Source organism: Pseudoalteromonas sp. Isolate3, assembly GCF_022398505.1.
GTDB classification, from domain to species: domain Bacteria; phylum Pseudomonadota; class Gammaproteobacteria; order Enterobacterales; family Alteromonadaceae; genus Pseudoalteromonas; species Pseudoalteromonas apostichopi.
The window spans coordinates 18,772-31,604 of sequence record NZ_JAKEVN010000043.1 but is presented as its reverse complement, the minus strand read 5'-3'; the positions used below and the strand labels follow the sequence as shown (position 1 = coordinate 31,604).

At 41.2% G+C, this 12,833-nt stretch carries 14 protein-coding genes and 1 other RNA gene; 6 read left to right on the top strand and 9 right to left on the bottom strand.

What is annotated here, in order from left to right:
* Positions 1-182: 182 nt before the first annotated feature.
* Entirely contained in the window at positions 183-425 is a 243-nt protein-coding gene (locus tag L1D46_RS10530) for a DUF465 domain-containing protein (RefSeq protein ID WP_239977530.1), read from the bottom strand.
* A gap of 246 nt (positions 426-671) precedes the next feature.
* Here L1D46_RS10530 and L1D46_RS10525 point away from each other — a divergent pair, with 246 nt between their 5' ends.
* On the top strand, positions 672-1,301 hold the full coding sequence (locus L1D46_RS10525) for a response regulator transcription factor (protein WP_239977529.1): 630 nt from the start codon (positions 672-674) through the stop codon (positions 1,299-1,301).
* The gene (locus L1D46_RS10520; protein WP_239977528.1) at positions 1,288-2,853 is read left to right on the top strand and encodes an MASE1 domain-containing protein; all 1,566 of its coding nucleotides are present in this window, start codon (positions 1,288-1,290) and stop codon (positions 2,851-2,853) included. The genes L1D46_RS10525 and L1D46_RS10520 overlap by 14 nt, the downstream gene beginning before the upstream one ends.
* Positions 2,854-2,863: 10 nt before the next feature.
* Here L1D46_RS10520 and L1D46_RS10515 read toward each other — a convergent pair whose 3' ends face one another.
* The 3 genes from L1D46_RS10515 to rsmI all read right to left on the bottom strand — a co-directional run bounded on the left by L1D46_RS10515 (position 2,864) and on the right by rsmI (position 5,063).
* Positions 2,864-3,385: a hypothetical protein gene (locus tag L1D46_RS10515; protein WP_239977527.1), complete on the bottom strand. Its 522-nt coding sequence runs from the start codon at positions 3,383-3,385 to the stop codon at positions 2,864-2,866.
* Between the two features lie 426 nt (positions 3,386-3,811).
* An RNA gene (gene rnpB / locus L1D46_RS10510) (RNase P RNA component class A) lies at positions 3,812-4,163 on the bottom strand.
* A 42-nt stretch (positions 4,164-4,205) separates the two neighbouring features.
* Entirely contained in the window at positions 4,206-5,063 is an 858-nt protein-coding gene (rsmI, locus tag L1D46_RS10505) for a 16S rRNA (cytidine(1402)-2'-O)-methyltransferase (RefSeq protein WP_167658643.1), read from the bottom strand.
* Between the two features lie 61 nt (positions 5,064-5,124).
* Between rsmI and L1D46_RS10500 the strand changes: the two genes are divergently transcribed.
* Genes L1D46_RS10500 through dolP form a run of 4 tightly spaced genes read left to right on the top strand, consistent with a single transcriptional unit; the run spans position 5,125 to position 8,599 of the window.
* A complete protein-coding gene (locus L1D46_RS10500; protein WP_239977526.1) occupies positions 5,125-7,002 on the top strand; it encodes a penicillin-binding protein activator in 1,878 nt (625 codons plus the stop codon).
* A 39-nt stretch (positions 7,003-7,041) separates the two neighbouring features.
* On the top strand, positions 7,042-7,413 hold the full coding sequence (locus tag L1D46_RS10495) for a YraN family protein (protein WP_239977525.1): 372 nt from the start codon (positions 7,042-7,044) through the stop codon (positions 7,411-7,413).
* A 32-nt stretch (positions 7,414-7,445) separates the two neighbouring features.
* Positions 7,446-8,033 carry an SIS domain-containing protein gene (locus L1D46_RS10490; RefSeq protein WP_130050515.1) on the top strand — a complete coding sequence of 196 codons (588 nt, stop codon included), beginning with the start codon at positions 7,446-7,448 and terminating at the stop codon, positions 8,031-8,033.
* Positions 8,033-8,599 (top strand): division/outer membrane stress-associated lipid-binding lipoprotein, encoded by a 567-nt coding sequence (dolP, locus tag L1D46_RS10485; protein ID WP_239977524.1) that lies wholly within the window; start codon positions 8,033-8,035, stop codon positions 8,597-8,599. The genes L1D46_RS10490 and dolP overlap by 1 nt, the downstream gene beginning before the upstream one ends.
* 64 nt (positions 8,600-8,663) lie before the next feature.
* Here the strand turns inward: dolP and L1D46_RS10480 are convergent, their stop codons facing one another.
* The 5 genes from L1D46_RS10480 to petA all read right to left on the bottom strand — a co-directional run bounded on the left by L1D46_RS10480 (position 8,664) and on the right by petA (position 12,399).
* Complete coding sequence (locus L1D46_RS10480; protein WP_130050513.1) at positions 8,664-9,104, bottom strand: ClpXP protease specificity-enhancing factor; 441 nt, start codon at positions 9,102-9,104, stop codon at positions 8,664-8,666.
* Positions 9,104-9,730, bottom strand: a complete 627-nt coding sequence (gene sspA / locus L1D46_RS10475; RefSeq protein ID WP_054554181.1) for a stringent starvation protein SspA — start codon at positions 9,728-9,730, stop codon at positions 9,104-9,106. The genes L1D46_RS10480 and sspA overlap by 1 nt, the downstream gene beginning before the upstream one ends.
* Positions 9,731-9,809: 79 nt before the next feature.
* Positions 9,810-10,547 (bottom strand): cytochrome c1, encoded by a 738-nt coding sequence (locus L1D46_RS10470; RefSeq protein WP_130050512.1) that lies wholly within the window; start codon positions 10,545-10,547, stop codon positions 9,810-9,812.
* Positions 10,544-11,809 (bottom strand): cytochrome b N-terminal domain-containing protein, encoded by a 1,266-nt coding sequence (locus L1D46_RS10465; protein WP_130050511.1) that lies wholly within the window; start codon positions 11,807-11,809, stop codon positions 10,544-10,546. The genes L1D46_RS10470 and L1D46_RS10465 overlap by 4 nt, the downstream gene beginning before the upstream one ends.
* The gene (gene petA / locus L1D46_RS10460; protein ID WP_063702692.1) at positions 11,809-12,399 is read right to left on the bottom strand and encodes a ubiquinol-cytochrome c reductase iron-sulfur subunit; all 591 of its coding nucleotides are present in this window, start codon (positions 12,397-12,399) and stop codon (positions 11,809-11,811) included. The genes L1D46_RS10465 and petA overlap by 1 nt, the downstream gene beginning before the upstream one ends.
* Positions 12,400-12,833: the final 434 nt, after the last annotated feature.

Below are 12,833 nucleotides of genomic sequence, written 5' to 3'. Positions count from 1 at the left end.
TGTTAATCCTAGTCAGTGCAAGGCACTATTCTATTGTTGCCTGAAAAAATCGCGCTAAGACTACCATAACCTTGATTGAGTAAAGGAATATTGCGATTAACTACGATTGAGTAGTAAAAACAGAAAATAAAAAGCCCCTACTATGAGTATGCAATTGGTAGGGGCATTAGCTTTTTAAATTGTTAATTGTTGGCTTTTAAAAAGTCATAAAGTTCATCTTTTAGCGCGGCGCGTTGGTGTTTCTTTTCATGCATATCCGCATCTTCAATTGGCGAATTTTGCAATTCAAGCTCACGAATTTCTTTATCCATCTCATCATAACGCTGCATGGTTTTCTTGAAGTGAGCATCATTTTTAGCAAGATTATGGATTAATTCATTAAACTCTGGGAATTCGTTCAATAACGAGTGTTTTTCGCCTAGCATGGGCAACTCCTTTGGCTAGAATTTAAGTTCAATTTCACTGTATCACTGTAACAAACAGAGTCAACGCAGCAACCTTGTCCGAGATCAATAATCACAACGATTCAGAACATGGAGTAGAACTAGAAACACTCCAAGAGTTTCGTTGCTTTAAAATGACAACATATAAACGCAAATTTAATATATAAGAATAATTCCTAGACATAACTCATTGAACTGGGGATATAATAAAAATTCTATGGAGGGATTATGCGTATTGGAATCATTGAAGATCATCAGCTTGTTAGGGATAGTTTTAAAAAATTATTAGAGCTACAAACAGGATGGCAAGTTGTAATAGAAGCCTGCTCAGTCACTGAAGCAAAACTTGCCGTTAGCTTAGAGACACCTGATATATTTATTGTTGATATTTCAATGCATGATGGTGAAAACGGACTCGCATTTCTTTCTTATTTAAACACTCACTTCCCCGACATAAAAACGATCGTTGCTTCTATGTACGACTACGAACCTTATGTTAGCAACGCTCTAAAGTTGGGCGTACAAGCTTATGTATCTAAACGCTCAGCATCAGAAGCTTTAATTGATGCGGTCAATTCAGTCATTAATGGAGGGCGTTACATCAGTGAAGATGTGAAATTTAATACCACCTCTCCGTCAAGTAAACTCACACTTTTAACACCCAGAGAGAAAGAGGCACTTCCCTTATTTGCCAAAGGCTTGAATGCCAAACAAGTGGCACAACAACTCGATATGATGCCCAAAACAGCCCATGTGCATAAAACAAATATATACAACAAACTTGAAGTCAGTAATTCATTTGAATTATTAAAAATTGCAATAGATTCCGGGATTATCACAATTGATGAACTGGCATAAGCTCGTCTCAAAAGAGTACCCTTCACATAGCTTTATAACTGAAGTATTTAACCAGTTATTGGTGTTTGCGCTTTACTTTCTTGCTTTATATTTATCCTCTTGGGTGAGTAATCATTTAGAAACCGTTACCCAAAGTAGCGCAATTTACCTGCCTGCGGGGGTGAAGCTTGCATTTTTTGTTATATTGTCTGTGCGATTTTGGCCAATGCTTTGGATTGCCTCTAGACTTTATGCATCATACTCAGGTGTCTATTACAATGGCGAATGGAGCTTTGATTTATTTCATGGTTTCTTTCAAGAATTAACCTATATGGCTATTGTCTACAGCTTTAAGAAAAGCCGCTGGCCACCAAAAGTTACCTCCAATTCAGGTGCTTTGTCGCTAATTCTACTTGCCGTTTTTTCAGCTTCTTTCAAATGGTTTTTGTTCTCGAGCGCCTTTGAATTCACAACCTGGTTAGAAGGTAAGCAAGTATTACAATATCAACTCAATATGATATTAGGCGACCTGACGGGGACATTATTAGTCGCCCCCGTATTAATGTTAATCAGCCAAAGTTATAGCCGTCTGTTTTCACGGCATCATGCAGTTATTTTATTAAGCTTATTCACACTGGGGTTTCTTTACATAGTGAGTTACCTAAGTCACTCAGATCTTTACCCCTTACTTCGCCTTGGCTCACTGCTACCGGTAATTTGGTTCTCTTATAAGTTTGGTATTAAAGGTGCTATAGCAAGTGCGTTGGTAAGCAATGCGCTGATCGTTGCACAAGCAGGCCTCACACAAGATGCTACCAATACTTACATTAGCCAATTATTTATCTTAGCGAATTCAGTAACAGGCCTGCTAATAGGGACTGCCACTAACGAGTTAAAGATCAAAAATAATCAACTACAAGCCAGCAACGAAAAACTCACGGCACTTCTTGAGAAAAATAAACAACTCGCTAAACGTATGGTGACTGTTCAAGAAAATGAGCGAAAGTACTTGTCTCAAGAACTACATGACGAATTAGGCCAAAACCTGACAGCTCTCAAAACAGATTTAACTGTGCTTTCTATCGCACAACAAAATAATGAAAACGCACTCGTTGATGGCCTAAAAGAAAATGCAAAAGCGATGTATGATTCTGTCTATCAGATTATGCATCATCTCAGACCAAGAGAGCTTGATGAACTAGGCCTTGTGCAGGCACTTAAAGAGGGCCGCTTTAAGTCTTTGCTAAATAAAGCGTCTATCAATTACATAGCTGAAATAAGCTTAAAGGAAGCAATATCAGATGAACATCAAACAGCTATCTACAGAATTTGCCAAGAAGCTGTAACAAACTGCATCAAACACAGTACAGCCACAGAGCTAAGGCTTAGCTTGGCCGCTCACAAACAGTATATACACCTTAATATTACAGATAATGGCAAAGCGAAAGCCACACAACAACAATCTGGTGGCTACGGATTATCATTTATTGAAGAGCGAGTTATTGCACTTGATGGCACGTATACAGTTACTGAAATAGATGGATTTAAAATTGAAGTGCATTTTGGTATTTGAATGCAAAAATTTACATTAAATAAACTTGCTTGGTAAAAAATTTTTTCTTCATATTCGCAAGCTGAATTTCAGCTTGATTGCCAATAAGCTGTAACAACAAGCCATGCGCTATTTCCTTTTCCCCCAACCTAGATTTAACAACCACCTCTTTACCAATCGCACCCTGCAGCCTCGGTTTAGGAAAGCTCGCTTTGGTAACAGGTTTAAGGCCTTCATTTTCGACAAACAAGTTAAGACAGTGCTGCTTAGCAGCACAGATCCAGTCATCATGTGATTTAACAATATCGACGTTATTTAGAAAGTGTATTAACGCGCTATTTCGGCTGCTAAATTCACTCGAAACATCAGACATTTTTTTCACTTGCGCCCATTTACGAATAACGACGTACTTACCTTGCTTGAGCCTTGCTAAACTCGTCGATGCGCCCGTCATCCTGCTATACCATTCAATTCTGTAACAAGAAGAACCCAAACTATGAAGCAGGATAGTGGTATTGCCAAACTCCTTAGTACTTCCCTCAATAACACTCATTTTCAATCCTTTAAACATAAGTAAATTTTATACAAAGGATATAAAGAACAAGCCGTTATGGTAATGAGAGACTTTCTTAGTATGGCTAAGAAAAATTCCTAGTTTACTAAGAGTGAGAAACGACTTAAGAGCAGGGAATTATGATTCAGTTTGAATGTTGAGCAAATTGGATTTTATTTAAGAAAGCAAAAAGCCCCGCATTGCTGCGAGGCTTTTATGATATTTGGTGAGTCAGCCAATAAGCCGCTGTTTTGTATGCGCGGAGTGGTTTTTCTCCGCCCAAAGAATAAAAAGCCCACAGTTTTCACTGTGGGCTTTCTTTAATTTAGTGAGTCAGCCAATAAGCCGCTGTTTTATATGCGCGGAGTGGATTTTCTCCACCCTAAAAACAAAAAGCCTCGGTAAATACCGAGGCTCTTGTGTTATTTGGTGAGTCAGCCAATAAGCCGGGTTCTGTCGTGGATAATCATTCGTCTAGGCCATAAATTGCTCTATGGCTCAAGCAACCTACCCGGTTCCAACGTGGGCCACGCCATAAGGAACCCTATTTGGTCTTGCTCCGGGTGGAGTTTACCTTGCAACCAACTGTTACCAGTGGCCCGGTGCGCTCTTACCGCACCCTTTCACCCTTACCAACCGAAGTTGGCGGTCTCCTCTCTGCTGCACTTGTCGTAGGCTCGCGCCCCCCAGCCGTTAGCTGGCACCCTGCCCTGTGGAGCCCGGACTTTCCTCCCCCTGCGCATTTTCGTTGCAGGCAGCGATTATCTCGGCTGACTCGGCGCGCAGTATACCTGAGCGCGCACGTCTATGCAGTAAAGAATTAGTCTTTTTCGTCAATAATTGCTTTATAAAGTGCGTTTTTCTTCAAACCAAAATACTCAGCCACCACACCGCAAGCTTTTTTCAGTGGCATTTCAGCTTCAAGCAAACCTAGCATACGACGCGCATCTTCTGGAATATCGTCACTTTGCTTTACCTTACCTGGTAACATCAATACGATTTCGCCGCGCTGCTTAGTTGGATCATCCGTTAAAAACTGTTTTAGCTCGGCAACTGTGCCATTGAAAAAAGTTTCGAAGGTTTTAGTAAGCTCTTTTGCAAACACTACAGGCTGCTCTGTACCGAGTGCTTCCTCTAAATCATCAAGACTCGCCATAATACGGTGGGTACTTTCATACATGATACTAGTAATACCTGAGTTTACCGCTTCGATAAAAAAGGTTTGCCTTGCTTTACTCTTTGCAGGTGTAAAACCAATAAACTGAAAGCGATCTGTCGGTAAACCAGAACAACATACAGCGGTAATTGCTGCACATGCCCCCGGTACTGGCGTGACATGCGCGCCCTGTTCACGGCATAAATTGACTACCGCATAACCTGGGTCGCTGATAAGTGGCGTGCCGGCGTCAGATACCAGAGCAATATTCATTCCTTGCTCTAGCCAATCAACAATTTGTTGCGCTTTTTGTTTCTCGTTATGGTCATGTAAAGCAAAGGTTTTTGCTTTGATATTAAAATGGCTTAACAACTTTCCTGTGTGACGAGTATCTTCAGCGGCTATTAAGTCAACCTCAGATAGGGTTTGAATGGCACGCTGGCTGATGTCGTCAAAGTTACCAATAGGCGTGGCAACAATGTAAAGAGTGCCGATTTTATCTGAATTGTCCTCATTTAACATTGAGGTCTCCTGCGTCAGTCAGTAATATAAGCAAATCGCGTTAACGTATCGGGAAATCATTGTGCGACTTAAACTTGTTAGTCTATTAATTGTATTGTCAGGGTTATCGGCTTGTAGCACAACCGAAAAACAACGAAATAATACAGAAAATCAATCGAGCCAATCGAGTATGGCTCAATCACAACTAACCGACGCACAATCTATGTACCAAGCGGCACTAAATCGTCACGGTGCTGATAAAATTCAGCTTTTATACACTGCACGAGATGCTGCCATTAGCGAAGAGCGCTGGTCACTTTTAGAAAAGGTCTGCCTTGAATTAGAAGCGACTCCGAGCGTAGACCAAATTCAAAACAAACTTTATATTGCACTAGCTCAAGAGCATCAAGGTAAGAGCGACTTAGCTCTGGCACAATTACAACAACTTGAGCCACAGTTAAGCCAACCAGAGCATCAAGCATGGCATCAATACTTAACAGCGCGTGTTTATGCATCGCAAGGCATGCCAAAACAAGCAATGACTTACTTTTTTAAGGCATCAACACTTAGCAGCAAAAACAACTTTACCGTTGCGAATCTCAATAAAGATTTATGGCAAAGCCTAACCCAGCTTTCTTCGTACGCACTCGAACGCTTTAATCGTGGTTCTGTGGTACAACAAGGTTGGGTTAATCTAGCGCTTTACCACCAAGTGTATTTAGGTGCGCCGGTCGAATTACACCAAGCAATGAATAACTGGTTGCGCCGCTACCCTGGCCACCCGGCAGCTGAAGTGCTTCCAAAAAAAGTGACTGAGCTGGTACAAATTGAGCCTTTAAATGTAAAACGCCTAGCTGTATTACTTCCACAATCAGGTGCCAATGAGCGATTAGGTGATGCTTTAAAAGCGGGTGTTCTCGCGGCCCTCGATGGACAATCATTAGAACAAACATTATTTATTGATGAGTCACTATCTGCGGCAGAAATTGCACTTAAACTCAGCGAGTTTAAAGCCGACTTTGTTATTGGCCCATTATTAAAAAGTAACATTGAAAAGTTGACCAACGCGCAAACGCTTGTTGATTACCCGGTAATGCATTTAAACACCTTTGATGGTGAGCGTATTTCTCAGCAGCATTTTTTCTTTGCATTAAACCCTGAGCATGAAGTTCAACAAGCCTTAGAACGTTTTTTAACTGCAGGCTATCAAAAACCTATGCTTTTGGCACCGAATAACAGTAACGGTCAACGCTTAGTTGAATACTTCAATGCGCAATGGCAACGCTACAGCGAAGTTAAACCACAAATCGGATTTTATTCTGGCAAAGACGATATGCCTAAGACAATTACAGGCCTATTAGAAGTAGACCAAAGTAAAGAGCGCATAAAAGTCGTAAAATCATTATTTAAACAAGAAGTTGAAAGCGAAACCCGCTCACGCAGTGATATCGATGTAGTTTATATTTTAGGTGATGCCACCGAAACACGCCTAATTAAACCATATTTAGACGTTAACGTGAGTACTTTTGCTGATCGTATTCCGCTTTATGCCAGCTCAAAAAGCCACAGTAAACAAATCGATAGAACCGATAAAGGCGATTTAGATGGTCTTTATTTTACGGAACTACCTTGGATGCTTGACGGTCAAATTGCACAACATAATTTACGCCAGCAATACGATAGTTTATGGCCAGAGAATGCTGATATAAGTCAGCGCTTATTCGCAATGGCATTCGATGCAGCCAGTATGTTGGGTGATGTAAAGCAGTTGAGCATGGTACAAGGCAAACGCTTTAGTGGTATTAGTGGTCAATTAAGCATTGCCAGTAATGGTTATGTAACACGCTCTTTAGATTGGGCACAGTACAAGAACAAAAAAATTATTTCTGTTGATTTAGCAACAGAGCAACCAATTCCACTATTCATGCAATCTGCTGTTGGGATTAACGCTGCTAAATAAACGGTTATTTCAAAATACTACTAGCTCAAGGATGAAGCTATGTCGTGGTTTAAGCAATTGTGGCAAAATAGCCGCGAAAAAGGCCTGTATTACGAAAAACAGGCTGAACAGTATTTAATACAACGTGGCTTAAAGACTATTGAGCGTAATTATTTTTGTAAATACGGTGAGCTCGACCTGATAATGCGCGACGGACAAACACTGGTATTTGTAGAGGTAAAATTTAGGAAAAACGCCCTTCGTGGCGGCGCAAACTACGCGCTCAGCAAGCTAAAACAGCAACGATTAAGGCGAACGATTAGCCATTATCTTGCCGAAAAAAAGATCTCAAATCAGTTAATGCGGATAGATTATGTCGCTATAACGGGTGAGCTTAATAGCAGCCTTAACTGGTTTAAAAATGTTTACTAACGCCTTCTGGCGTCGGCTTAATTTGGTAGGTTATGCAAGAAACGATTAAAAAAATCTTTACCGAAAATATTCAAGTTCAAATAGCTGCAGGTGAAGTACTTCCGAGCGCACTTGAATCAGCAGCGTTCACCATCGCGCAAAGCCTAATTAACGGCAATAAATTACTATGCTGTGGCACCCCTAGCTGTCATATGTTGGCACAGCACATGGCAGGGTTATTAATTAACTTTTATGAGACCGAGCGCCCTTGTCTTCCAGCAGTTGCGCTTGCACAAGATCAAGTTAACTTAGGCTCAACGGCAAATAACGATGAGCACGAAACTTTTGCCAGACAAATTCGAGCATTTGCACAACAAGGTGACCTTTTACTAGCAATTGCGGTGAATGGTAATGAAAAGCAGATTATCTCAGCAGTCGAAGCTGCACTGACTCGTGATATGAAAGTCATTGTACTTGTTGGCGATGATGGCGGTGAATTAGTCGGTTTACTTGGGCCAAATGATGTTGAAATTCGTGTGCCTTCAAAACGCCCAAGCCGCATTGTTGAGTCGCACTTAGTCAACTTACACTGTCTAAGTGAGCTTATCGATTTAACCCTATTCCCACAGGAAGAAAATTAATGTTTAAACAGTCTTTACTTGTATTTGGTACCGTTTTATTGCTGCAGGGCTGTGCAGCTGCTGTCGTGGCTGGTACAGCGGGTGCTGTAACAGCCGCGAATGATCGCCGCACAATTGGTTCACAAATCGACGATAACAATATCGAAATTAAAAGCTCAATTGCTATCAGTGAAAATGAGCGCTTACATAAATATGCTAACGTTAACGTCATTAGCGTTAATGGTTCTGTGCTTATGATTGGTCAAGTTGCCAATCAAGAAATGAAAGACGAAGCACAACGTGCTATCGAAGGCGTTGATGGCATTCGTAAGATACACAACCAAATTCGCATTGGTTCAAATATTGGTATAAGCACACAAACTCATGACTCATGGCTTACCTCTAAAGTTAAAACCCAATTACTCACCACAGAGAGCATCAGCAGTAATAACATCAAAGTAGTTACAGAGAATGGCGAAGTCTTTTTAATGGGCTTAGTGAGCGACTCTGAAGCAAATTTAGCAGTTGATGTAGCACGTAACGTATCAGGCGTTGAACGTGTTATTAAAGTGTTTGAATATTTATAATCTCAAACCGTAAATTGATAATAAAAAACCCGCTAATAAGCGGGTTTCTTGTATTTGAATAAGGTTACTTAATCACTCGTAAGTGAGCACCTTTTTTCTTCTCTGGTTTTGTCGGTGGTTCATCATCTGGCGTAATATCGTCAGGTGTTTCAACACTTTCTAATACCGGAGTAAAATCGTCTTCGTCCTCGATGAATTCTTCTGCAGTAAATACAGTCCCTTCACCATTCTCACGTGCATAAATTGCGAGCACAGCACCCATTGGTACGTAAACTTGCATTGGTTGACCACCAAAACGCGCATTAAAGCTAAGTTGTTGGTTGTCCATTGCAAATTGTGTTACCGCTGATGGGCTTATGTTCAAAACGATCTGGCCGTCTTGCACAAACTGTGTTGGTACTTGTACAGCAGGAAAATCAGCGTTAACCACTAAGTGTGGTGTGCACTGATTATCAACAATCCAATCAAAGAAGGCGCGTAGTAAATAAGGACGATTAGGCGTCATTATAAACGGATCTCACGCTCAGCTTCAGTTAGTGAAGCTTGGAATGATTCACGCTCAAATAAACGTAACATGTATTCTTTAAGCTCTTTAGCGCCAGCACCATTAAGCTCAATGCCAAGCTCAGGTAAACGCCAAAGTAGCGGTGCTAAGTAACAATCAACTAAGCTGAACTCTTCGCTCATGAAGTAAGGAGCTTCAGAGAAGATCGGTGCAATTGCAAGTAACGCTTCTGTAAGCTCTTTACGTGCTTGCGCAGCTTCGCTGCTACCGCTAGTGATTTTGTTAGCTAGGCTATACCAATCAGTATCGATACGATGCATCATTAGACGACTACGGCCACGCATAACCGGATAAACTGGCATTAGTGGAGGATGAGGGAAACGTTCATCAAGGTATTCCATGATGATGTTTGCCTGATATAAACCAAGCTCACGATCGATCAGTGTTGGTACTGTACCGTAAGGGTTAATCTCATGAAGTGCTTCTGGCAGGTTATCCTTTTCAGCCAGGTGAATGTCAACACTTACACCTTTTTCAGCAAGTACGATACGTACTTGATGGCTATACATACAGTTAGCACCAGAAAACAGGGTCATTACAGGGCGCTTATTGGCAGCTACGGCCATGCCTACCTCCATTATATTACAAAAACAGCAATAGGGGCTTAAGCCCCTATCACAAAATTACCTTTCAAAATGCCCAGGATTAGTGAACATCTCTCCAGTATTCTTTCTTCAGCATGAATGCCAAGATAAATAGAATCACTAAGAAACCAATTACCTTAAGACCTAACGCTTCTGACTCTAAACGTGACGGTTCGCCAACGTAAGCTAAGAAGTTAGTTAAGTCACGAGCAGCACGATCGTACTCGTCGTCACTCATTTCACCAGAACCATCTGTTTCAGTGCCAACAACTTTAGTCACAGTGTGACCGTGTTCTTCCACTTCTTCAGTGATTGGTGTTGGTAAACCTTGTAGTTCTTGAAGAACGTGCGGCATACCTACCGATGGGAAAACAATATTGTTCACGCCAAACGGACGAGATTCATCTTTGTAGAATGACTTCAGATAAGTGTAGATCCAGTCAGTACCACGAACTCGCGCTACAAGCGTAAGATCCGGTGGCGCTGCGCCAAACCATTTAGCTGCGTCATCTTTACCAATCGCATTTTTGATGTGGCTACCAACTTTTGAGCCATCAAAAATTAGTTGCTCTTGACCAATCTCAGTAGGAATACCGATATCGCGGAACGTACGCTCATAACGTTGATACTGCATTTGGTGACAACCAAGACAGTAGTTCATGAACAATTTAGCACCGCGTTGTAAAGACGCGTTATCTTTAAGGTCAATGTTCGCATCCATTAAAGGAACCGAAGGACCTGCTGCCATTGTCAACGATGGCAATAATGCGAATAAACCGATAATTAGCTTTTTCATCATTTCGTCAACCTCGTTGGTAATGGCTTAGTTTTCTCATTCTTGCTGTAAACAAATAACAATACGAAGAACATGAAGTATGTCACAGTCGTGATTTGTGATAACAGCGTTTTGAAATCAGTTTGTGGAGTAGCACCAACCCAACCTAAGATAACGAAAGTTACCACAAATTGTGCGATGTTTAACTTGTGTAAACCACAACGATAACGAATAGAACGAACCGAGCCACGGTCAATCCAAGGTAGTAACGCAAGCACTACGATAGATGCACCCATCGCCGCAACACCCATTAACTTGTTAGGGATTGCACGAAGGATTGCATAGAATGGCGTAAAGTACCAAACAGGGAAAATGTGCTCTGGTGTTTTCAGTGGGTTAGCTGCTTCGAAGTTTGGCGCTTCTAAGAAGAAACCATTCATCGCAGGCATAAAGAATACAACCCAGCAGAATAAGATTAAGAAACCAACCACACCCACAATATCTTTCACTGTGTAGTAAGGGTGGAACGGGATTGCATCAACAATGTCTTTCTTGTTGGTGTAATACTCGTGGAATTTGAATTTAGGCTTATCTTCTTCAGCTACAGAACCTTTCTTACGCTTGATTTCAACACCGTCAGGGTTGTTTGAACCCACTTCGTGTAGCGCAACAATGTGTAAGAATACTAAGATAACAATAACTAAAGGTAATGCAATTACGTGTAGTGCAAAGAAGCGGTTAAGCGTAGCACCTGAAATTACGTAGTCACCACGGATCCAAAGCGTTAAATCATCACCAATAACCGGAATCGCACCGAATAGTGAAATGATTACCTGTGCACCCCAGAAAGACATTTGTCCCCAAGGAAGTAAGTAACCCATGAAAGCTTCAGCCATAAGCGCTAAGAAAATGAACATACCGAATAACCACAGTAATTCACGTGGTTTTTGGTAAGAACCGTAGATCATGCCACGGAACATGTGCAGATATACAACGATAAAGAACGCTGAAGCACCTGTTGAGTGAAGGTAACGAAGTAACCAACCGTATTCAACATCACGCATGATGTATTCTACAGATGCGAAAGCACCTTCAGCAGACGGTACGAAGTTCATTGTTAACCAGATACCAGTTACGATTTGGTTAACAAGTACTAACATGGCTAGTGAGCCAAAGAAGTACCAGAAGTTAAAGTTTTTTGGTGCTGGATACTGTGCAATATGCATGTTCCAAACACGTGTCATTGGAATACGATCGTCGATCCAACCAATAATTTTACCAAACATTACGCCACTCCTTTTTCTTCACCGACTAAAATAGTCGTGTCATCAAGGAAGGTATATGGAGGGATTTCTAGATTTAATGGAGCAGGTACAGATTGGAATACACGACCAGCCATATCAAATTTAGAACCGTGACACGGACAGAAGAAACCGTCGTCTGTGCCCTCTACTTTTTCACCAAAGCCACCTTGTAGGAAGCTAGGAGAACAACCTAAGTGCGTACAAATACCAACAGCAACGAAGATCTCAGGACGTTGCGAACGGTATTCATTGGTTGATGATTCAGGTTGTTGAGGCTCTTCAGACGCAGGATCACGAAGTTGACCTTCGTGTTCTTTCATCTGTTCAAGCATTTTAGGTGTACGATTAATAACCCAAACAGGTTTTCCTCGCCACTCAACACGTATTAATTGTCCAGGCTCAAGCTTGCTGATATCTACTTCTACAGGCGCACCCGCAGATTTAGCTCGCTCACTTGGATTCCAAGACGCAATAAAAGGAACAGCAGCCCCAGCCGCACCAACACCACCAACAACAGAGGTAGCTATGGTTAAAAAGCGACGTCGGCCATTGTCTACAGGCGCATTGCTCATCCACTTATCTCCACTATGATTCCCAACACTTGCCATATTGAGAACATCAGTTACAGCAGGTTAATTTTTAGAAATTTCAAAATAGACGCGATCATAATTAAAAGCCTTGATTAAAACAAGGTTATTCACAGTCTCATGCTCGAATAAACCCTATTTAATGAATTATTAATTTAGGTTAGCTCGAGTATGAAGCCGCTGGTTATGATAACGCATATAAAAAAACAATATACTGACCAAGATCAACCTCACTAAGAGGAAACAGAATTCTGCATTAGCTGTTGTTGAACTCACTCACATTACTTGCCCCCCAATTGTAGCAAAAAAATTCATCAATTAACTGATGGATTTAAGCTAATTTTGCTAAATCTTGAAGTTTTTTTAATGTAATACGCAGTAATTATTACTGATGGTTAAATATCGAACGAAAAAAAGCT